This window comes from Amycolatopsis sp. CFH S0740, assembly GCF_004522315.1.
Taxonomy (GTDB): Bacteria; Actinomycetota; Actinomycetes; order Mycobacteriales; family Pseudonocardiaceae; genus Amycolatopsis; species Amycolatopsis nivea.
Map to the genome: position 1 here is coordinate 93,093 of NZ_SDLS01000025.1, position 21,379 is coordinate 114,471.

Here is a 21,379-nt window from a genome sequence, read left to right on the forward strand (position 1 = left end):
CCCGGGGTCAGAGCGACGGCACGACCATCGGCGTGCCGGTGACCGGATCGGGCACCACGACGCTCGGCAGGTCGAAGACTTCCTTGATCAGCGCGGCGTCCACGACGTCGCCGGGCTCGCCCTCGGCCACGACCCGGCCGTCGCGCATGGCGACGACGTGGTCGGCGTACCGGCAGGCCTGGTTGATGTCGTGCAGCACCGCGATCACCGTGCGGCCCTCGTCGCGCAGCCGCTTCAGCAGCTCCAGCACCTGGTACTGGTGCGCGATGTCGAGGAACGACGTCGGTTCGTCGAGCAGCAGGTACGGCGTGCGCTGCGCGAGCACGACCGCGATCCACACGCGCTGCCGCTGCCCGCCGGACAGCTCCTGCACCGGACGGTCGGCCAGCCCGGCGACGCCGGCCGCGGTCATCGCGCCGACCACCGCGGTCTCGTCCTCCTCGGACCACGACGACAGCAGCGACTGGTGCGGGAACCGGCCGCGCGCGACCACCTGCCGGACGCGGACGTCCTCCGGAGCGGACGGATCCTGCGGCAGGAAGCCGAGTTCCCGCGCCAGCGCCTTCGCCGGATATGCCCCGACCTCGCGGCCGTCGAAGGTCACGCCGCCGTCGGACGGGCGGAGCAGCCGGACGAACGCGCGCAGCAATGTCGATTTGCCGCACGCGTTCGGGCCGACCACGGCGGTGAACGCGCGGTCGGGCACGTCGAGCTGCAACTGCGTCGACACGACACGGTCGCCGTAGCGCAGGGTGAGGTCCCGCGCGGTCAAGCGGGCGGTCACTTCCGCCGCACCTCCTTGGTGAGCAGCCAGATCAGGTAGCAGCCGCCGATCGCCGTGCTGACCACGCCGACCGGGAGCGAGACCGGGGCGAGCAGCATCTGCGCGACGAGGTCGGCGCCGGCGAGCAGCAGCGCGCCGGTCAGTGCCGCGGGCAGCAGCGGGATGCCGGGCGCGCGGGCGAGCCTGCGGCCGATTTGCGGCGCGGCGAGCGCGACGAACGCGATCGGCCCGGCCACCGCGGTGACCGTCGCCGTGCAGGCAACACCGATCACGACCAGCTGCAGCCGCAGGGATTCGTGCCGGACGCCGGTCGTCACCGCGAGTTCCGTGCCGAGCGCCGCCTGATGCAGCGCGGGCGCGCGGGTCAGCAGCACCGCGAACAGCACGGCCAGCACCCCGAACGGCACCGCGACGTCGCTCCAGCCGATGCCGTTGAGCGAACCGGCGCTCCAGCCGACTGCGGCAATCGCCACTTCGAGGTCGGCGCGCAGCACGATCCACGAGTTCAACGCGGTCAGCATCGCGTTGATCGCGATCCCGATGACGATCAGCCGCAACCCGGACCGGCTGCCGCCCATCGACAGCAGATAGACCGCAGCCGCGGTGATCAGCCCGCCGACCACCGATGCGAACGTCAGCTGCGTCGACGACCCGGACAGCACCGTCATCGCGATCAGCGCGCCGGTGTAAGCACCGGAGTCGAGACCGATCACGTCCGGGCTGCCGAGCGGATTCCGGGTGACGTTCTGGAAAATCGCCCCGGCCAGCCCGAGCGCGGCCCCGAACACCAGCCCGGCCGCCACGCGCGGCAACCGCCATTCGCGGATCACCACGCCAGGTCCGCCGCCCGATCCGCCGAGCGCCGCGAACACCCGCGCCGGACTCGCCCAGGCCGCGCCGTAGCAAAGCCCCAGCAACGCGAGCCCGGCGAGAACGACGCCGAGCACGGCGACGAGAACGACCGTCCGACGCTCGACCCGCAACGAAATCCGCCCTCGGCGGAACACGAACGCGGTCATAACTCGGCCGTCCCGTACTTGCGGACCGCCCAGATCAGCACCGGGCCGCCGACGAACGCCGTCACGATCGCGACCGGCACCTCGCCGGTCGGCAGCAGCACGCGCGAGCCGATGTCCGAGACCAGCAGCAGAATCGGGCCCAGCACCACCGCGAACGCGGTCAGCCACGGCACCGACGCACCCGCCGCTCGGCGCGCGAGATGCGGCACGATCAGGCCGACGAACAGAATCGGCCCGGCCACCGCTGTCGCCGCCCCCGCCAGCAGGGTGATCAACAACAGCGTCACCGCACGTATCCGGGCCACGCGCGCGCCGAGAGTGTGCGCGACGGTGTCGCCCAGCGCGAGCGCGTTCAGCTGACGGCTCAACAGACACGCGGCGACCACGCTCACCGCGATGACGATCAACGGAACCGTCAGCGGAGCCTGTTCCCGTCCGGCCAGCGAGCCGACCGCCCAGAACCGGTACCGGTCGAAAGTGTCCGGCAGCAGCAACCGCAGCCCGAGCGAAACGCCGCTGAGCACGAACGTCAGCGCGGTGCCGGTCAGCACCATCCGCAACGGCGACCGCCGGCCGACCGCGTAGACCAGCAGGGTCGCCAGCACCGCGCCGAGCACCGCGAACAGCAGCTCCCCCGACGCGGAAACGGCGATGCCGAGGGCGGAACCGATCGTGATGGCGAACCCGGCCCCGGCGGTCACGCCCAGCACGCCAGGTTCGGCGAGCGGATTGCGCGACAGCACCTGGACGAGCACCCCGGCCACCGCCAGCGCAGCGCCGACCCCGACCGCCAGCAGCGCACGCGGCGCGCGGACGTCGCGCACCACCGCCTGATCCGCCGGATCGCCGTGCCCGAAGATGGCCTGGAGCACCTCCGCCGGCGCGATGCCGTGCGCGCCGACGCCCACGCTGACCACGGCCACCGCCGCCAGCAGGACGACGGCGGCGGCCAGCAGCGCGGTCCGGCTGCGCCCGGTCACTTCTTCAGCAGCGGCGCGAACGCCTGGTCCACCGCGTCCAGCGTCTTCATCGCCGCCCGGTAGGTGGCCGCTTCGGTGTAGCGGAAGGCGAACGTCTTGCCCGCCTTCACCGCGGGAAGTTCCTTCCACAGCGGCGAATCGAGCACGTACTTCACCGCGGGCGGCACCGAGCCGTCCGGCTTCACCGAGTAGGTGATCGCGTCCGCCTGCGCGAACGCGGTCGGCAGCTCCTCGATCGACGGGTACTCGCTGACGTCCTTCGACCCGCCGCCCTTGACCTTCACCTGGCCGAAGTAGTTCGCGCCGATGTCCTGCGCGACGTTGGTGCCCCAGGAATCCTTGAACTCGCGCTGGAAATTGCCCTTCGCGACTTCGCCGTACGCGCCGACGTGCCCTAGTTTCAGCTGCGGCAGCACGGCTTTGTACTTGTCCGCGAGCTGCTTCGCCTTCGCCTCGTACTCCTGGCGCGCGGCGTCGAACCCGGCCAGCGCGCCGGCCGCGTCGGACTGCTTGCGCGAAAGCTCCCGCCACGCCGACGGCACCGACGGGCCGATCGCCACGACCGGCGCGATCTCCTGCAGCCGCTTGACGTCGATGTCCGCGAGCACCGGCTTCGGCACGCCGATCACGATCAGGTCCGGATCGGCTTGCGCGATCGCCTCGTAGTTCGTCTCGGCGGCCTGCTCGCCCGCGACCTTCGGCAGCTCGTCGTACTTCTTGCGGTCCTCGGTCGTCATCATCGGAAGGCCGCGCTTCCACGTCGAGATCCCGACGAGCGGCGCCTTCGCCTCGAGCAGCGCCGGAACCGCGTAACCGGTCGCGATCACGCGCTTCGGCTTGACCGGGATCTTGATCTCGCCGTTGTCAGCGGCGAACACGCGGGTCGGGGCGTCGCTCCCGCTGCTGCTCTGCGCGTCGCCGGAGCCGCAGCCCGCGACGACGGTGAGGGCGACCGCGAGCGCGGCGGCAGCGAGACGGGTCTTTCTGGTGACGGTCATGCGAGGGTCCTTGCTGTTGCTGATGAATCAGTGGTCGTGCTCGTCGTCGAAGTCCGCGACGCCGCGTTTCCAGTAGCCGGTCACGTCGTAGTCCTCGCGGGCGAGCCCGAGGTCGTCGCGCAGCCAGCGGCGCAGCGGCTTGATCGCGCCCGCTTCCCCGGCGATCCACGCGTAAAGCCGTTCGCCTTCCGGCACTTTGACTTCGCGCACGGCGTCGGCGAGCAGCTCGACGCTGCCCGGTGCGGCGGTTCCGCGGTGCAGCCAATGGACTTCGACGCCGTCCGGCGCGTCGAGGTCGATCTCCTCGCTCGCGTCGGCGACCTCGGCGAACGCCCAGCCCGCAGCGGTCCGCGGCAGTTCCTCCAGCCAGCGCGCGAGGGCGGGCAGCGCCGTGATGTCGCCGGCGAGCAGGTAGCGGTCGTAGTTGTGCGGCACGATCAGCCCGCCCGGCGGACCGGCGACGTGCACGGTCTCGCCCGGCCGCACCGCGCGCGCCCAGTCCGAGCCGAGACCGCCGTCGTGCAGGGCGACGTCGAGGTCCAGCTCGCCGGACGCCGGGTCGTAGCGGCGGACGGTGTACTCGCGCGAGACCGGCGACGGCTTCGGCCAGCGGAGCATGTCGCCGTTCGCCTCGGGCAGCCGAAGCTCGCCGTCGGCGTCCGGGAAGAGGATCTTCACGTGCTCGTCCGGCGAATGCGCCTCGAACCCGGCCGTGCCCGGCCCGCCGAGGGTGACGCGCAGCAATCCCGCGCCGACCGCGCTGGTTCGCACGACCTCGGCGCGCCGGATCCGGATGGGGTACGGCACTTTCTCGGCCTGCCGCCCCGCGCGGACCTCCGCGATCCGGGCGGTGTGGCGGTGCCGGTGGGTATCCCGGCTCACTGCGAGCCGCCGGTGAGCAGCTTCGTCCAGTGCCCGAGCCGCGGGTCCTCGGCGAGGTCGGCGAACTCCAGCTGGGGCGCGCCCGCGCCGCGCCACTTCTCGACCAGGCTCATGATCCGCATCGAATCGAGGCCGAGGTCGGCGAGATCGGTGTCCGGGGTCAGCTCGTCGAGGCCGCAGCCGAGCAGGTCGGCGACGTCGGCGTTGACCTGCTCGGCAGTCAGTCCGGGGGTGCTCATCGAGGTGCTCCTGCGGGAATCGGCGCCGACAGCGCGGCGAGCGCGTCGGCGGTGGTGGTGACGACGCCGCAGCGTTGCGCGACGTACTCGCACGCCTGGTCGTGCCGGGAGCGGTCGAAGTCCGCGACCGCGTCGCTGATCAGGAACGGCCGGACGTCGCGCATGAACGCCTCGACCGCCGTCGTCTGGCAGCCGATGTGCGCGTACACGCCGGTGATCAGCAACTGGTCGCGGTCGCCGAGCTGCTCGCGGAAAGAGCTGCGCTGGAACGCGCTGTAGCGCCATTTGTCCAGCACGGTGTCGCCCGGCCGCGGAGCCAGCTCGTCGACGATGTCCGCCGCGCGCGGGTCGTCGTCGATCACCGCGCCGATGCCGTCGCCCCAGAATTCGGTGAGCAGCCCGCGATCGGCGGCGGGCTGCTTGCCCGGCTGCGCGGTGTAGAACACCGGCATGCCGTAGCTCCGCGCCTTCTCGGCGAGCTCCGCGATGTTCGCCACCATCTCCGGAATCGGCGAACCCTCGTACGGGGCAAGGAAATACCGCTGGACGTCGTGCACGAGCAAAGCCGCCCGCGCCGGGTCGGGCCGCCACCCGACCCGGCCCGCGGGCAGGTCCGCCGCCGCCGGCAGCGGGTACGCCCGGATTCTCGGCAGGGACACGCTTCACCTCTCCTTCGCCAGGGCGGCCAGCGCCGCCCGCAGTTCGCGTTTGCTGGTCTTGCCCACGCCGGTGACCGGGAACTCCCCGACCACCTCCACCAGATCCGGCACCTTGAACGCGGCCACCCCGCGCCCGCGCACGAACCGGCGCAGTTCCGCCGCGCTGGGCTGCTCCCCGTCCGCCGGAACGACGTACGCACAGGTCCGCTCGCCGAGATACTCGTCCGGCACCGCGACGACGGCGGCGTCGAGCACGCCCGGATGCGCCATCAGATGGTTCTCGACCTCTTCCGCCGCGACTTTTTCGCCGCCGCGGTTGATCTGTTCCTTCGCCCGCCCCACGACCTCGAGGTGCCCGGATTCCTTTTGCCGCACCAAATCGCCGGTGCGGTAAAACCCGTCCTCGGTAAACGCGGTCTTGTTGTGCTCAGCGGCGTTGTAGTACCCGCGAATCGTGTACGGCCCGCGCGTAAGCAACGCACCGATTTCACCCGGCTCGACAAGATCGTCCGACTTCGCCAGCGGATCGTCCGGATTCACGACCCGCACCTCGTCGTCCGGCGAAATCGGCCGCCCCTGGGTGCTGAGCACGAGGTCAGCCGGATCGTCCAGCCGGGTGTAACAGACGAGCCCCTCCGCCATGCCGAACACCTGCTGCAGCCGGCACCCCAGCGCCGGACCGATGCGTTCCGCGAGCTCCCGGCCGCACTTGGCCCCGCCGACCAGCAGAACGTCCAAAGAGGACAGATCCCGCTCGGTCCGCGCCGCCGCCTGCACCCAAGCCGCCGCCAACGGCGGAACGACCCCGCTGATCGTGACCCCCTCAGCCTCGATCAGCCGAAAGGCGGTATCAGCGTCCGGCCGCGGCGCCATCACCGTGGCCGCCCCCGCATGCAACGCACCGAGCAACCCAGGCGAACTGAGCGGAAAATTATGCGCGACAGGCAACGCCGCGAGATACACGCTTTCCTTCTTGAGCCCACAAATCCGCGCACTCTCCCGCACGCTGTACAGATAATCGTCGTGCGTCCGCGGAATCAGCTTGGGCAACCCAGTGCTTCCACCGGACAGCTGCAGAAACGCCATCCCCTCCGAATCCGGCTCCGGCAACTCCCGCGGCGCGGTCGCCGCCAACGCCGCGAATTCCGGTTCTCCGACGACGAAGACTTTCCGCTGCTGCTGCGCGACTTCCCGTGCCATCTTCGCGTGATCATGCCCAGCATGCTCGCCGACGGTAAGGATCGCTTTCGCGTCGCTCTGCTCGGCGAAGTGCCGCAACTCGCTGTCCCGATGCGCAGGCAACGCGAACACCGGCACCGCCCCGGCCCGCCACAACCCGAAGACGACCGACACGAACTCCGGAATATTCGGCAACTGCACGACGACCCGATCGCCCTGCCCGATCCCGCTCGCGACAAACCCGGCGGCCAGCCGATGCGCCCGCTCGTCCACCTCGGCGAACGTCCAGCGCTGCCCTTCGCCGACCACCGCCGTGCGGTCCGCGTACGCCTCCTTGAGCGAGGTGAGCAAGGCTCCGAATGTTTGTCCCCGCCAGTACCCACTGGCCCGGTACTGCGCTGCGGTTTCCTCTGGCCACAAGCTCATGCGTCGCCCTCCGCGCTCAGCAACGTCCGGTCTCGTCGACACCCGCTTGCCGCAGCTTCCAGCCACAAACTCACGCGACTTCCTCCGCACCCAGCAGCGTCAGCCCTCGCAGACACCTACTCGCCCGATACCGCGCCGCCGTCTCCTCCGCGCTCAGCAACGTCCTGCCTCGCCGACATCCGCTCGCCGCGGCTTCCCGCCACAAACTCACGCGACCCCCTCCGCACCGAGCGCACGCAGCAGCGTCCCGAACTTCGCACTGGTCTCCGCCAATTCCGCCGCCGGATCAGACCCGGCGACGACCCCCGCCCCCGCGAACAACCGCGCGGTCTTGTCGGACACCTCGGCACACCGGATCGTGACGACCCATTCGCCGTCCCCCGCGAGATCGGTCCACCCGACGAGCCCCGCGTAATACCCGCGATCCTCCGGCTCGAGCCGCGCGATCGTGTCGCGCGCCAGACCGACCGGCACCCCGCACACCGCGGGCGTCGGATGCAACGCCTCAGCCAACTCCAACGACGACGGCCCATCCGCCCCCACGCGCCCGGTGATCCGGGTCGAAAGGTGCCACATCGTAGGCGTGCCAATCACTTCCGGCTCTTCCGGAACGTCCAGCTCGGTGCAGTAGCGCCCCAACACCTCCGCTACCTGCGCGGCGACGAGGGCATGCTCATTGAGGTCCTTTTCGGACACTCGCAGCTCCGAAATCGCCTGCGCGTCCTGCGCCGGATCCCCCGTCCGCCGCCGCGACCCGGCAAGCGGATTCGCGGTCACGACGTTCCCCTTGCGAGACACCAGCAACTCCGGACTGGCCCCGACGAGCGTCCGCGGCGCCGGATCCCCAGGCGCACTGACGTCGACAGCAAAGGCATGCGCCGCAGGATCCGCCACGACGAGGTTGCGGAGGAGTTTCCGCACGGAAACCCCTTGCTCGCCCACGAGATCCAGTGCCCGGGCGAGGACGACCTTACGAAGTTCCCCGTCACCGATGAGATTGACCGCCCGACGGACGCTTTCGGCATAAACCTCGGGCGCTGGCTGCGGGATTACGGTCCAGGAGGTGGTGGCATCGATGCCGTCGACGCTTGAACCGCTACGGGACCCGGCGACGGCCGCACTCTGGTTCCCGCCAGGCTCCACCGCACGGCTCGCCACCTGCGAATGCCCGCCTGCGTTCCCGCCTGACCCCACCACGTTGCCCGCCGCACGCGAACGGCCGCCCGCATCCCCGCCAAACTCCGCCACGTTCCCCGCTGCACGCGAACGCCCACTCGCATCCCCGCCGAACTCGGCCGCCCGCGAACACTCACCCGCGTTCCCGCCGGACTCCGCCGGATCGCCCACGACCTGCGAACTTTCCCCCATTCGCAGGCCGCCGTCGCCGGGCAGCTCGGCCCGCCGCACCACCGCGGGCACGATCAAGCTGCTCCCGGAGTCCGGCCGGAACCCGATCGCCCCCACCACGACCGGATTCGCGACCCCTGCCAGCACCGCGGCTTCCAACGCCTCGGCAGCCGCCGCGGCCCGGTTGCCCGTCGTGCCGCGGACGTGCGAGTGCACCCCGTCGGCGAGCAGCACCCCGCGGGCCGACGAGTAGTAGAACGACCCCGGCAGGTACGCGGCCAGGAGATCCGCCGCCCGGTGGACCGGCCGCGGACGGGCCGGAGCAGGTGAGGACACGAGGTGAATTCCCTTTCGCACACGCGCAGGCGGCCGAGCCGCCCCGTCCGTTCCTCGCACAAGGTCCGGACCTTGACTGTTTGGTTAGCCTAACCTAATGGACAGTAACGTATCCGGACGAAAAGGAAAAGCCGCCCGGCGGGTCGACTCGGGTCACGCGCGAAGCGTGGCCCCGCCGTCGACGTAAAGGTTCTGCATGGTGATGTGCCGGGCCCGGTCGGACGCGAGGAACAGCACCGCGTCCGCGATGTCGGCGGGATCGGCGATCCGCCCGAGCGGAATCCCGACGCGGAACTGCTCCGGATTCCCTGCGATAACCCGGTGTTCGCCGGAGTCGTCCGTCCACAGTAGACGTTGCATGTCGGTGTCAGTCGACCCCGGCGAGACGATGTTGCACCGGATCCCCGACCCGGCGAGCTCCAGCCCCAGACAGCGGGTGAGCATGGTCGCCGCGGCCTTCGAAGCCGCGTACGCAGCCATCCCGGTCCGCGGGACACCGGCCGCGTTCGACCCGACGGTGACCAGCACCCCGCTCCCCCGCGGCTGCATCCGCCGGGAGATCTCGCGCAGCACAGTGAAAACCCCGGTCGAGTTGACCGCGAAGGTCGCCGCCCAGTCCTCGTCGCTGGTCTCCCCCACCGACCCGGGCCGCAGCACCCCCGCGACCGACACCCCGATCCCGATCGGCCCCAACTCCCGCTCGACGTTCGCCACGACCCGCGCGACCGCCGCCGGATCCCCGACGTCCGCCACGAACGGCACCACCCGCCCGCAGACGGACGGCTGGACGTCAACCGACTGCCCGGCCTCGCCAGCCGCGTGAGCCCGCGCCGCATCGACGCCGTCGGCTACCAGCGCACCGACCGCCTCCGCTGCCCCATCAGCAGGAGTCGGCACTGCACCGCTCGACAAATCCTCTTCAGTCGCAACCCCGGAAGGCCGTGCGTCGTCAGCACCCACCGGTGCCGAGCCCCCGGCGACGTCGTCATCCGCGAGAGTCCCCGCCGGAACACCCCCAGAAAGTCGCTCGCCAGCACGCACCCCGGACGCTTCCACCGCAACAGAACCCCGCGCAGCATCTTCACTGGCACCGGCGTCCGAAGCACCTCGGACGTCCACCCGGCCCAGCCCCGCGCCGTAGTCCCGCGCCGCGACCTCCCGCAACCCCTCCTCGTCGATGTCCACCGCGGCCACCACGGCACCGGCCCGGGCGAGCGCCTCCACGACGGCCGCCCCGATCCCGCGCGCACCGCCGGTCACCAGCGCGATCCGCCCTTCGATCCCGGCTCCCGCGTCCCGCGTCACCGCGCACCTCACCCTCCGTCGCCGACTGATTAGGCAAACCTAACCTAATCGAGTGAGCGTCGGCCAGGGTGATCCCGCCCACCCCGGGCTCAGCGGCCCGGCGCGAAGTTCCGCAACCGCAGGCTGTTGGCCACCACCAGCACCGACGACAGCGACATCGCCGCCCCCGCGATCAGCGGGTTCAGCAGTCCGCACGCGGCGAGCGGCAGCGCGGCCACGTTGTACCCGAACGCCCAGACGAGATTCCCCCGAATGGTGCGCAGCATCCGTTGTGCGAGACGGATCGCGGCCGGCAGCACTGACAGGTCATCGCGGACGAGGATGATGTCGGCTGACCGCAAGGCGAGATCGGTCCCCTCGGCGACTGCCAGCCCGAGATCAGCGCTCGCCAGCGCCGGAGCGTCGTTCACCCCGTCGCCGACCATCGCCACCCGATGCCCCTTGTGCTGCAACGCAGACACCGCCGCCGCCTTCTCGCTCGGCAAGACTCCGGCGAGCACCTCGGGAATCCCGACCTCTGCGGCGACCGCCTGGGCCGTCACCTCGTTGTCGCCGGTCAGCAGCACCGTTTTCAACCCCAGCCGATGCAATTGCGCGACCGCCGCCCGCGCCGAAGGCTTCACCTCGTCTCGCACGGCGAGCATGCCCGCGACCTCGCCAGCCGCCGACACGAGCACCACAGTCGCACCGCCAGCCTCCGCCGACGCCACCGCGGCTTCGACCTCAGGGCCAACCGAAATCCCTTCGTCCGCCAGCAACCTCGGCCGCCCGACGACCACCGCCGTTCCCTCAACCACGCCGCGCGCGCCCAGCCCGGGCAATGCCTCGAATTCAGCAGCCGGAAGCACCGCCGGCCCAGCAGCGACAATCGCCGCGGCAATCGGGTGTTCAGACGACTCTTCAACCGCAGCCGCGAGACGAAGCACCTCCGTCGGCGAGAACGATCCGAACGCCCGGGTCTCGGCGAGAGTCATTCGCCCCTGCGTCACGGTGCCGGTCTTGTCCAGCACGACGGTGTCGACCGTCCGACTCGCCTCGAGCGCATCCGGCCCCTTCACGAGGATCCCGAGCTGGGCACCCCGCCCGACGCCGACCATCAGCGCGGTCGGCGTCGCGAGCCCCAACGCGCACGGGCACGCGATGATCAGCACCGACACCGCCGCGCCGAACGCGTCCCTCACCGGGTTCCCGGTGAACAACCACCCCGCGAGGGTGAGCACCGCCAACGCCGACACCACCGGGACGAAGACCGCGCACACCCGGTCGGCCAGCCGTTGCACCGCCGCCTTCCGCTCCTGTGCGCGCTCGGCGAGCGCACTCATCTGCGCCAGCTGCGATCGCGCTCCGACGGCCTCAGCACGCACCACCAGCCGGCCGTTCAGGTTGATGCTTCCGCCGATCACCCGGTTTCCCGGTCCAACCTCCGCCGGAACGGGTTCGCCCGTGATAGCGCTGACATCCACTGTGGACAGACCGCTGTCGACGGTTCCATCCGCGGCAATCTTCTCCCCCGGTCGCACCACGAACCGGTCGCCTACGGCCAGTTCGCTGATTCCGACCAGCTCTTCGCCGTCCGCGCGCAGAATCCGCACGTCCTTCGCCGCCAGTGCGTCCAGCGCGCCGAGCAGATCCGCCGCACCACGCCGGGACCGCGCCTCGAAGTACCGGCCGGCGAGCAAGAACGTCGTCACTCCGGCCGCGACGTCGAGATACACCGAATCCGCGCCCGGCGCGGTCGCGCCGAACCCGATCCAGTAACCCGCCTCGCTGCCCGATCCGATCAGCACCGAAGCCGCCGACCACAGGTAGGACGCCAGCATGCCCAAGGAAACGAGCGTGTCCATACTGGACGACCGGTGCCGCAGATTGCGCAGCGCGGCCCGGTGGAACGGCACCGCCGACCAGAACACGACCGGGGTCGCGAGCAGCAGGCACACCAGCTCCCACAACGGGAATCGCAGCGACGGCACGAGCGCGAGCGTGATCGACAGATTGCCGAGCGGGACGGCCAGCACCGCCGCCACGATCAACCGGCGGCGCAGGTCGTGGACCCGCGCGTCACGGTTTTCCGGGGTCGCTTCGCCGCGGACAGTCGCGGTATAGCCCGCGCGTTCGATCGTCGCGACCAGCGAAGCGGGGTCGAGGTCAGGCGGATAATGGACAGTCGCGCGTTCGGTCGCGTAGTTCACCGTGGCGCGGACGCCGTCGAGTTTGCCAAGGGATCGCTCGACGCGCGCCGCACAGGCGGCACAGGTCATCCCGCCGACGGCGAGATCGAGTTGACGGGTCGGGGTCGCCGCGGGGGCGGCGGTCTGCGTAGACATGGTTCTCCGGATTCCAGGACGGGCACGAAGTCGGTGGCAGTGCCGGGCCGGGGAAGGCGGACCGATTTCCATCGTACGCCTGTTTTTCCGCCGCCACTCCTTCGGGTGACTTGGGAACCTTTCGGCTCCCCCTGACGACTATCCGGATGGTGGCAGTGCCCGACCCAACCCGATCAGACAGGAGCGAAAATGTCCGAAACCCTTGCCTCATCAGGAAACCTTCAGCACGTGAGCACGTTCTGCGGCAACTGCGACTGCGGCTGCCCGGAGCTGTTCCTCGACGATGCCGCCCCGCCGGAACGCCGCGTCGTGCTGACCGACGACTTCGGACAGCGAGTGCAGATGAGCTTGGCACAGCTGAAAGTTCTCGTCGACGATGTCAAAGGCGGAGCCTTGGACAAGGTGGTGACTGCGGTGGTCTAGCGGCGGAATCGGCTCGGTGCAACGGGATCGCCGCCGCGAGCGACAACGCGGGCGCGGGACCTGCGGGCGGCCGGATTCAGCGGCCGACGGACCGATGCCGGTGCGGACCTCAGGGGCGGCCGACCCCGAGTTCCGCACCGGCGGGCATCGAGCCGCGGTTACTGCCTTCTGGCCGCCAGGTTAGCGAGCATCGCGTTGTAGGCGGCGAAATCGTCGTCGTCGCCTTGGCCGAAGCGGCGGTCCAGCCGGGCGGCTTCGCGGTCGTCGTGGCGGCCCCACTGCACCAGCAGCGCCACGACGACCACGATCATCGGGATTTCCCCAGTGGCCCAGGCGATTCCGCCGCCGAGACGTTGATCCGAAAGGAGGTCAAGCATCCACGGCAGGGAGAGGTAGCGGTAGAACGTCTCGGCGATCACGGTCTGCTTGTTCATCAAGATCACGCCGAAGAACGCGTGGAACGGCATCACCGCGAACATCATGCCGAGCCGCGCGAGATGCGGCATCGAACGCGGCGGACGGTCGATGCCGATCACCAGCCAGAAGAAAACGTAGCCGGACACAAGGAAATGGAGGTTCATCAGCTGGTGCGCCCAGTGGTAGCGCATCGCCTCGCCGAACAGACCCGAGAAGTACAGCGCGTAGTACGAGCCGACGAACACCACCGACGCCACCAGCGGGTGCGCGACCAGGCGCGTGAACCGCGAGTGCAGCAGCGCCACGAGCCACTCGCGCGGACCGTCCGGTCCTTTGCCCGCCACCGGCAAGGCACGCAGCGCGAGGGTCACCGGTCCGCCGAGCACGAGCAGCACCGGGGCGAGCATGGCCAGCGTCATGTGGATGACCATGTGCAGGCTGAAGGTTCCGGACGAGTACGTGCCCAGACCGGACGACGTCGCGATCAGCACCGTCGCCCAGCCGCACGTCCACGCCCAGAACCGGCCGCGAGGCCAGTCGTCGCCGCGATTGCGGAGACGCCGTGCCCCGACTGCGTAGCCCGCGACCGCAAGCACAGCAACGACACCGAGGAGCAAGTCCGGACGCCAATCAAGAAAGAGCCGAGCGAACGAAGGAGGATCAGGCAGGTCGTACCCGAGCACGGTCTCGCCGACGGTCGCCGGATCGTCCACGAACGCCGGCGGCACCAGATGCGCCAACCCGGCCGAAGCGCCCATCGCCCCGGCCAGCACCACGACCTCCGCCACGAGAGCCGCTGTCCCGCCACGCCAACGGCGGCGCGTGACGGCGATCAGCACCGCCAACACCACCGTGACCACGACCTTCACCCCGAGGAGAAAGCCATACCCAGTAAATAATCCAGCCGGACGGGCAAGCGCCAGACCGTCGACGATTCCGGATGCGGCGAGCACGACGAGACAACACGTCGCGAGCCGTCGATACCGGCGGAGCGCGATTTCTCGTGCCGCGCCTGAGCCACGGTGGACCAGCAGCGCAACCAGCGCACCGGTCCACAACGCCGCCGCGATCACGTGCCACACCAAGGCATTCGTGGCCAGGTCGTGCCATGCGCCGATGGAGACGTGTCCGGCGATCGCCCTCGGCAGCAACCCGACGAGGGCAAGGCCGAGCCACAGCACCGTGGTTCGCCAGGTCAACGTGCGCCAAACGCCGATCGCCACCACGGCGGCGACCGCGAGGACGCAGAGCCACGCCTTGGGTTCCTCCATGGCGTCAACGAGGACGGCCAGTTTCGCCAGATGCAACGCCTCGGAAACCGGCCGCCCTGATGCGTCGGCGGCGTCGAACGGCACCAGCATCGCGGCTGCTAGCGCCCAAACGCCCGCAGCAGCCGCCGCGGTGCGGGTCGCCGCGTAACCGTCCGGGGAGAGCCGGCCCGCTTCGCCCGGCGGGCTCAGAAACGCCGCGAACACCAACCCGCCGACGCAGACCACCCCGGCCGCGTCGGCAACCAACCGAAGCAAGGAGGTACCCAAGGACGTGACCGGACCAGGAGCCGGGTTGCCGAGAGCGGCATAGACATCGCCCGCCGCGGCGACCACCACCACGACGGCCACCGCGGCAACCCCTGCCGCGGCAAGCAAACCCCGCCGGTGCGGGGTCGGAATAGTGCGCACACCAGAGTGGTCGGAAGGAGGTGGGGGCGAGTTCCCGCGACGTGGATCACGTCATGATCCACGTCGCGCGGCACGACGGCACAACGGCCCGCCGGACCGACGACGGCTCTGGCTCTGGCTCTGGCTCTGGCTCTGGCTCTGGCTCTGGCTCTGGCAGGGAGTGAATCACCAGCCCCGCAACCCATCACCACTCACCCCGGACGATCGCCGTCGAGCGAGCAGCCGCCACCCGACGAAGCCAACCGTCCAACCAACCTGCCGGTCACCTGACGAACAGCACCCTGCCCACCAAGCGGACCGCCTCGCCGCCGAACGACCCCGCCCCTGCCGACAACCGCGCAATCTGACGAAGAAACGGACCCCGCGTCACATCGCGGTGTCGTTCTCCTCCTGGGCGCGCAGCAGATCGTCGCGGGCGCGGGACACCCGGGAACGCACCGTGCCGACCGGGCAGCCGCACACCTCGGCCGCCTCCGCGTACGACAGGCCCAGGAACTGGGTCAGCACCAGGGCTTCGCGACGGTCTTCGTCGAGGGTATCCAGGAGCAGGCCCAGTTCGATCAGGTCTTCGAAGCCCGCGGTGCGCGTCCGGGCGGACTGTTCTTCGGCCGCGCGTTGCCAGTCGGCGGTCGTGGATTCGCGGGGGCGGACCGAGCGCGCGCGGATGCGGTCCACGACGACCCGGCGGGCGATGGACAGCAGCCACGTCCTCGACGACGACCGGCCCGCGAACCTCGGCAGCGAGCCGAACGCGCGCAGGTACGTTTCCTGGGTGAGGTCGTCCGCTTCGGCCGGGCTGGCGCGGTGGGCCAGGAACCGCCACGTGTCGGCTTGCGTCGCGCGGACCCAGGCTTCCAATGCGGCCCGGTCGCCGCGGCCGGCGGCGAGGGCCAGCGCGGTGATCCGCTCGTCGTCGTTGTCGCGGCCGGTGGACACGGACATCACGGTAGTCCATGCCCGTCCGGGACAGTCGCCTGACCAGGCCGGAGAAAAATCGCCGGACCCGCCGGGAACCGGGACGCGGATCCGAGCGACTATGACAGACGTGAGCTGTGAAATCTTCCGCGAAGCGCTGTCCGCGCGACTCGACGGCGAAGCGGGCCCGCTGCCCGAACCGCAGGTCGACCAGCATCTCGAGACCTGCGCGGCGTGCCGGAGCTGGTACGAGCGGAGCGCGACGCTGCGCCGTGCCCTGCTGGTCCGCAGCGCGCCCGAGGTGCCCGACCTCACCGGCCGGATCCTCGCCGAAACCCCGGCCCCGCCGCGGGAAAAATGGGGGCTGCGGGTCGCGCTGGGACTGGTCGGCCTGGTCCAGTGCGGGCTGGCGTTCGCGCAACTGCTCGGCATGGACAACGTCCACGGCGGCGGCGGTTTCATGGAAGGCCACCTCATCAACGAAAGCGCGGCCTGGAACCTCGCGGTCGGCGTCGGACTGCTGTGGGCCGCCCTGCGCACCCGCGCGGCGGCCGGGCAGCTGCCGATGATCACCGGGTTCGTGCTCGTCCTCGCAGTGCTCACGACCAGCGACCTGATCGGCGACCGGGTGACCGTCGCGCGGGTGCTGTCGCACGTCTTCCTCGTCGTCGGACTGGCACTGCTCTACGCCGTCCACCGACAGCACCGCCTCCGGCACCAGCCCGGCCCCGACCTCGCCGACACCGCCGACGACCCGGACCACACCACCGTGCCGACCCACGGTGCGCTCGCCCTGGTCCGCCCGCATCCGAAACGAGGCCGCGACTCCCAACGCCCGACCGGACGGCACCGCGCCGCCTGACGCCCGCTCGGGGTTCCGGCTGGACAGCTCACCCAGCCGGAACCCGCGGTGCCAGCACGGAATCCGCCGCCCAACCGATGGGGCAACGATCGAAGCGACCCGCAACCCGGAGAGTCAGGCGCAGCCTGGAGCCTGGCGCAGCGCGAAGCCCAGCCTTGAACTGCCCGCAGGCTGTCTTTGGCGAGACCATTCACGAAGCCCAAATCGAACCCGCGACGTTCTCCGCTCGCGGACCTGACTGCGGGGCAACCGCCCTCGTGGCTAACGCCAATCCCGCGAGGACTCATCCGCCCAGCCCAATAACGGACACCGCGGAATCTGTCCCACCCGCCCAGAACCAGCCGCTCGAGCCAAATCCGCGAAGCCCGCCTCGCGAGACACAGCTCGCCCGACGACATGCTCAGCGAACTCTGGCTGTGCAGCTATAACGAAGGCCTCCCGGCTGCGAGACGCGGCCCGAAACCCACCTCAATCCCAGAAGGCGGCGCATCCGAACCACCCCGCCGGGCTCAGATCATCGCTACCGCCATCACCGCCATCCCCAAGCTCATCACGCCTTCCATCGCCAGCCCGACCTCCCGCCGTCCGGGGCGGGCGACCGTCCGGGCGTGATCGATCGCCCGGGCCAGCCACGCGATCCCCGCCGCCAGGAAGACCACCGCGAGCACAACCGCGACCACCACGACATGCGCAGGCGCGTGCCCGGTCATGGTCATGCCAGCGTCGCCCATGTCCATCCCGGCGTGCTCGCCGCCCATCGCGGTCGCGGACATCGTCATGCCCGCCATCGCCGACGGCATCACGAACGCCATCCACGCCATCCCGGCCATCATCAGCGCGTGGTGTGCTCCGGGCAGGCGTCCGTGCCCGAATCCCAGCGCCGTGCTCACCGCGAACCACATGGCTGCCACCGCGAACAGCACGACCTGCGGCATCCGGGCGAATGTCATCGTCGCGGGCCAGGCCATCGTGACCATCCCGGCGCACATCGCCGCGTGGAGTGCGTCGGCCACTCGTCCGCTGAAGCCGGGGCGCCGCGCGCATCGGTACAGGCAGAACGCCCCGCCCGCCGCGAACAGCAGCGTCAGGATCCATCGCAGACCCGGTTCGGCGATCATCGGACGGCCTCCCGGCGCAGGCCGAGCAGGCAGTCCACCGCAAGGAATCCCAGCAACGACACCCCGAACACCGGCAGGAACCAGCCCACCACCGCCAGTCCGACCAGGACCGGAGCCAGCACTCGACCGGGGATCCGCCGCCATGCGCCACGCACTGGCAAGCGGCCAAAACGGCTCCTGCCTCGCGACCGAGGGGATCGAAGCCCGCGCGTAGGCGCCTGGCACGCCGACTCCGCTAAGGGCTGTGCCGGGGAAGCGTCGACGCGCAACCCTGTGCCATCCGAGGACAGCCGACCGGAGCCAGCCGCACCCTCCATCGGCGCATCGCCGCATACCGATTCGATGCTCACCAAGGACTCACTCGGAGCAGCGTTACGCACCCGCGCACGATCCGGTCGACCTGAATCAGCCTCACTGCCCACCGAAACCTCGCCACCCACCGGCTCGACGCCCACCAACGACCCACCCGGAGCAACGTCACGCGGCCCGGCACCCCGACCGGCAAGCACCTCCGGCAACTGACCGCCACCCGACACCACGCGTCGAGAAGCTCCCCGGCCGCGCAGCCACCCACCCGGCTGCGACCGCCCGGAACGGCCCCGCAGCCACCACATCCGGTACCCCCACAAGACAACACAAACCAACGCCGCTCCGAGCAGCGTCAGCGCCACCTGGTTCGCCACCCCGAACAACAGCCCCATATGCGCGTCGATCCCCCACCGGCTCAGCTTCGCGGCGAGCGGGTAGTCAGCGAACCTCAACGTCCCGGTGATCTTCCCCGTTCCGGGATCAACCGACATCGAGTCCTGTTTGGACGGCCAGCTCCGGCCGACCTGCTGCACTACGTAACCGCCGTCCGAAGGCGGCCGGATTTCCACTGGGTCGGACAATCCGGCGCGTGCGGTCGCGTCCCGGACCGCCTGCCAGCCGACGTCGCCGGGCGACGGGGCGGCCGACGAGACCGACGGCGTCGTCCAGTCCAAAGTGGACCGGAGGTCGGTGATGTTCGCACCGGCGTGCAGCGACCACGTCAGGCCGGTCGCGGAAAGGAACAGCAAACCGGCCGCGATCCACAGGCCGGTCGAGCCGTGCCAGGAACGCAGCCGTCCCCGGCCGGGTTTGCCTGCGGACGGCAGCAGCACCGCGCGCAAGCGCCGGCGGCGGCCGAGCCACAAGGCCGCTCCGAGAAGGGTGATCACCCACAGCCAGCTGGCCGCGAGTTCGCTGTACAGGCGGCCGAAGTCGCCTAGATGGAGGTTGCGGTGGAGGGTATCGATCCAGCCTCGGACTGGCAGCGCCTGTCCGGAACCGTAGGTCTCCAGTGCGCCGCGGATCTCGCCGTCGTGCGGGTTGACGAACACTGTGTACCGATAGCTCGGCTCCAGACCCGGACGGTCGAAGATCACTTGGGTGGTGTCGGTCGCGGACGGTGCCGGGCGGACGCCGATGACCTTCCCGTCCGGGACCTGACCGCGCGCGACAAGGACCTGCTGGTCCAGCGGGACGACCCCAGCGGCGGCCGGGACGTGCAATTCGTGCGCGTAGACAGCCTGCTCCAACTGCGGCGTCCACACGTATGCGATCCCGGTCAACGCAGCGACCAGGAGGAACGGGCCGACGAACACTCCGGCGTAGAAGTGCAACCGCAGCACTAACGGCCGGATCGCCGCCCACCCCGCAACCCGTGCCGGTTCCTCGTCGATGCCGATGGCCATCCTGCTCCCTTCGCGTGGTCCGCCTCCTGAGGAGTCGGACCGGCGGGGCAGTCGGTTCCCGGCCGCGGCGAACGCCCATTCGGGTGCCGCGGACCGGCGAGGCATTGCTTCTGGCACTCGGTGACAGTATTGTCGTCCTCACATTCGACACGAAGTGTCAAATATCGCCGCCACGAGACAAGGGAGTCACGATGAGCGAGACGACAACCGCCGCCGAGACGAAGGCCGAAGAGGTCGTAGCCGACGAATTGCTCGTCGAGGAGGTCTCCATCGACGGAATGTGCGGTGTCTACTGATCGCAGCGCCGCGGCGTTCGATCTGGACGGTGCTTGGGAACTGGACAGCCGGGTCTCCATCCGGCCGGAGCGGTTCGGCGCGCTGCTGTATCACTTCGGCACCCGCCGGCTGTCCTTTCTCAAGAGCCGCACCATGCTCGCCGCGGTGCAGGCGCTGACCGACCACCCCTCCGCCCGCGCCGCGTGCGCGCAGGCCGGGGTCGCGCAGGCGGAACTGCCCCGCTACCGCGCCGCCCTCGCCGCACTCGCGGCGTCGGACATGATCCATCCGAGGAGCGTGTGATGCCGCTTGTCGACGAATTCCAGTTCGGGCTCGACGCGCCGATCTGCCTGACCTGGGAGCTCACCTACGCCTGCAACCTGTCCTGCGTGCACTGCCTTTCCTCGTCCGGCCGCCGCGATCCGCGCGAGCTGAGCACTGAGGAGTGCAAGGCGCTGATCGACGAGTTCGAGCGCATGCAGGTGTTCTACGTGAACATCGGCGGCGGCGAACCGACCGTCCGGCCCGATTTCTGGGAGCTGGTCGACTACGCGACCGAGCACCACGTCGGGGTCAAGTTCTCCACCAACGGCATCAAGATCACCGAGGACGTCGCGAAACGGCTCGCCGGCAGCGACTACGTCGACGTCCAGATCTCGCTCGACGGCGCCACCGAGGAGGTCAACGACCACGTCCGCGGCCCCGGCTCCTACCGCACCGCGATCCGGGCGATGGAGAACCTCGCCGCGGCCGGATTCGCGAACTTCAAGATTTCTGTCGTGGTCACCCGGCAGAATGCGGGGCAGCTCGACGACTTCAAAGCCATTGCCGACCGCTACGGCGCCCAGCTGCGGCTCACCCGGCTCCGCCCGTCCGGCCGCGGCGCAGACGTCTGGGACGAGCTGCACCCCACCGCCGCCCAGCAGCGGGAGCTGTACGAGTGGCTGGTGAAACACGGCGAAAACGTGCTCACCGGCGACTCGTTCTTCCACCTCGCGGGCTACGGCGACGGCGGCCTGCCCGGGCTGAACCTGTGCGGCGCGGGCCGGGTGGTGTGCCTGATCGACCCGGTCGGCGACGTCTACGCGTGCCCGTTCGCCATCCACGACACCTTCCTCGCCGGAAACACCCGCGGCGAAGGCGGATTCACCAGCGTGTGGCGGGAATCCGAGCTGTTCGCCGAACTGCGCAGCCCGCAGAGCGGCGGGGCCTGCACGTCGTGTTCGGCCTTCGACGCCTGCCGCGGCGGGTGCATGGCGGCGAAGTTCTTCACCGGGCTGCCGCTCGACGGCCCGGACCCGGAATGCGTGCGCGGCCACGGCGAACGCGCGCTGGCCGGGGTCGCCGCGGGCAGCGTGCCGAAACCGTCGCTGGACCACTCGCACCGCACCCGCAAGCGCGAACCGGTGCCGGTGACCATCGGCATGCGCCGTCCGCCGGACCGGGCCTGCGACGAAAACCCGCTCGCCGGCTTCGCCCCGGCACCGGGCCGCTGA

Annotated in this window: 20 protein-coding genes and 1 pseudogene; 5 read left to right on the forward strand and 16 right to left on the reverse strand. The window is 70.3% G+C overall.

What is annotated here, in order from left to right; all coding sequences use genetic code 11:
• Window positions 1-7 precede the first annotated feature (7 nt).
• From EIZ45_RS33280 to EIZ45_RS33335, 12 genes and pseudogenes are all read right to left on the reverse strand, one after another.
• Window positions 8-784 (reverse strand): ABC transporter ATP-binding protein, encoded by a 777-nt coding sequence (locus tag EIZ45_RS33280; RefSeq protein ID WP_134666580.1) that lies wholly within the window; start codon window positions 782-784, stop codon window positions 8-10.
• Window positions 781-1,803 (reverse strand): iron chelate uptake ABC transporter family permease subunit, encoded by a 1,023-nt coding sequence (locus EIZ45_RS33285; RefSeq protein ID WP_051729771.1) that lies wholly within the window; start codon window positions 1,801-1,803, stop codon window positions 781-783. Before EIZ45_RS33285 ends, EIZ45_RS33280 begins: the two co-directional genes overlap by 4 nt.
• The gene (locus EIZ45_RS33290) at window positions 1,800-2,783 is read right to left on the reverse strand and encodes an iron ABC transporter permease (protein ID WP_134666578.1); all 984 of its coding nucleotides are present in this window, start codon (window positions 2,781-2,783) and stop codon (window positions 1,800-1,802) included. The genes EIZ45_RS33285 and EIZ45_RS33290 overlap by 4 nt, the downstream gene beginning before the upstream one ends.
• Window positions 2,780-3,781 (reverse strand): ABC transporter substrate-binding protein, encoded by a 1,002-nt coding sequence (locus EIZ45_RS33295; RefSeq protein WP_037819826.1) that lies wholly within the window; start codon window positions 3,779-3,781, stop codon window positions 2,780-2,782. Before EIZ45_RS33295 ends, EIZ45_RS33290 begins: the two co-directional genes overlap by 4 nt.
• A gap of 27 nt (window positions 3,782-3,808) precedes the next feature.
• Window positions 3,809-4,663, reverse strand: a complete 855-nt coding sequence (locus EIZ45_RS33300; protein WP_134666576.1) for a siderophore-interacting protein — start codon at window positions 4,661-4,663, stop codon at window positions 3,809-3,811.
• Window positions 4,660-4,902: a phosphopantetheine-binding protein gene (locus EIZ45_RS33305; protein ID WP_134666574.1), complete on the reverse strand. Its 243-nt coding sequence runs from the start codon at window positions 4,900-4,902 to the stop codon at window positions 4,660-4,662. The genes EIZ45_RS33300 and EIZ45_RS33305 overlap by 4 nt, the downstream gene beginning before the upstream one ends.
• Window positions 4,899-5,561: an isochorismatase family protein gene (locus tag EIZ45_RS33310; RefSeq protein ID WP_134666572.1), complete on the reverse strand. Its 663-nt coding sequence runs from the start codon at window positions 5,559-5,561 to the stop codon at window positions 4,899-4,901. The genes EIZ45_RS33305 and EIZ45_RS33310 overlap by 4 nt, the downstream gene beginning before the upstream one ends.
• 3 nt (window positions 5,562-5,564) lie before the next feature.
• Complete coding sequence (locus EIZ45_RS33315) at window positions 5,565-7,166, reverse strand: (2,3-dihydroxybenzoyl)adenylate synthase (RefSeq protein ID WP_134666571.1); 1,602 nt, start codon at window positions 7,164-7,166, stop codon at window positions 5,565-5,567.
• Between the two features lie 207 nt (window positions 7,167-7,373).
• Complete coding sequence (locus EIZ45_RS33320) at window positions 7,374-8,672, reverse strand: isochorismate synthase (protein ID WP_370318213.1); 1,299 nt, start codon at window positions 8,670-8,672, stop codon at window positions 7,374-7,376.
• Between the two features lie 330 nt (window positions 8,673-9,002).
• A complete protein-coding gene (locus EIZ45_RS33325; RefSeq protein ID WP_370318214.1) occupies window positions 9,003-9,761 on the reverse strand; it encodes a 2,3-dihydro-2,3-dihydroxybenzoate dehydrogenase in 759 nt (252 codons plus the stop codon).
• Between the two features lie 246 nt (window positions 9,762-10,007).
• Window positions 10,008-10,166 (reverse strand): annotated as a pseudogene (locus EIZ45_RS47725) (SDR family NAD(P)-dependent oxidoreductase); the annotation flags it as partial.
• A 77-nt stretch (window positions 10,167-10,243) separates the two neighbouring features.
• The gene (locus EIZ45_RS33335; protein ID WP_134666570.1) at window positions 10,244-12,478 is read right to left on the reverse strand and encodes a cation-translocating P-type ATPase; all 2,235 of its coding nucleotides are present in this window, start codon (window positions 12,476-12,478) and stop codon (window positions 10,244-10,246) included.
• Between the two features lie 189 nt (window positions 12,479-12,667).
• On the opposite strand from EIZ45_RS33335, the gene EIZ45_RS33340 reads away from it, so the two are divergent.
• Complete coding sequence (locus EIZ45_RS33340) at window positions 12,668-12,901, forward strand: hypothetical protein (protein WP_134666569.1); 234 nt, start codon at window positions 12,668-12,670, stop codon at window positions 12,899-12,901.
• Window positions 12,902-13,059: 158 nt separating this feature from the next.
• Here the strand turns inward: EIZ45_RS33340 and EIZ45_RS33345 are convergent, their stop codons facing one another.
• Window positions 13,060-14,997 carry a cytochrome c oxidase assembly protein gene (locus EIZ45_RS33345; RefSeq protein ID WP_134666568.1) on the reverse strand — a complete coding sequence of 646 codons (1,938 nt, stop codon included), beginning with the start codon at window positions 14,995-14,997 and terminating at the stop codon, window positions 13,060-13,062.
• 366 nt (window positions 14,998-15,363) lie between these two features.
• Window positions 15,364-15,933: a sigma-70 family RNA polymerase sigma factor gene (locus EIZ45_RS33350; protein WP_134666566.1), complete on the reverse strand. Its 570-nt coding sequence runs from the start codon at window positions 15,931-15,933 to the stop codon at window positions 15,364-15,366.
• A gap of 100 nt (window positions 15,934-16,033) precedes the next feature.
• On the opposite strand from EIZ45_RS33350, the gene EIZ45_RS33355 reads away from it, so the two are divergent.
• Window positions 16,034-16,774 (forward strand): zf-HC2 domain-containing protein, encoded by a 741-nt coding sequence (locus EIZ45_RS33355; protein WP_134666564.1) that lies wholly within the window; start codon window positions 16,034-16,036, stop codon window positions 16,772-16,774.
• Window positions 16,775-17,283: 509 nt separating this feature from the next.
• Here EIZ45_RS33355 and EIZ45_RS33360 read toward each other — a convergent pair.
• The gene (locus tag EIZ45_RS33360) at window positions 17,284-17,892 is read right to left on the reverse strand and encodes a DUF5134 domain-containing protein (protein ID WP_134666562.1); all 609 of its coding nucleotides are present in this window, start codon (window positions 17,890-17,892) and stop codon (window positions 17,284-17,286) included.
• Entirely contained in the window at window positions 17,889-19,607 is a 1,719-nt protein-coding gene (locus EIZ45_RS47055; protein ID WP_240690777.1) for a PepSY domain-containing protein, read from the reverse strand. The genes EIZ45_RS33360 and EIZ45_RS47055 overlap by 4 nt, the downstream gene beginning before the upstream one ends.
• A 191-nt stretch (window positions 19,608-19,798) precedes the next feature.
• Here EIZ45_RS47055 and mftA point away from each other — a divergent pair, with 191 nt between their 5' ends.
• Genes mftA through mftC form a run of 3 tightly spaced genes read left to right on the forward strand, consistent with a single transcriptional unit; the run spans window position 19,799 to window position 21,379 of the window.
• On the forward strand, window positions 19,799-19,903 hold the full coding sequence (mftA, locus tag EIZ45_RS33370) for a mycofactocin precursor MftA (RefSeq protein WP_037819541.1): 105 nt from the start codon (window positions 19,799-19,801) through the stop codon (window positions 19,901-19,903).
• Entirely contained in the window at window positions 19,893-20,186 is a 294-nt protein-coding gene (mftB, locus tag EIZ45_RS33375; protein WP_043833371.1) for a mycofactocin biosynthesis chaperone MftB, read from the forward strand. Before mftA ends, mftB begins: the two co-directional genes overlap by 11 nt.
• The gene (mftC, locus tag EIZ45_RS33380; RefSeq protein ID WP_037819538.1) at window positions 20,186-21,379 is read left to right on the forward strand and encodes a mycofactocin radical SAM maturase; all 1,194 of its coding nucleotides are present in this window, start codon (window positions 20,186-20,188) and stop codon (window positions 21,377-21,379) included. Before mftB ends, mftC begins: the two co-directional genes overlap by 1 nt.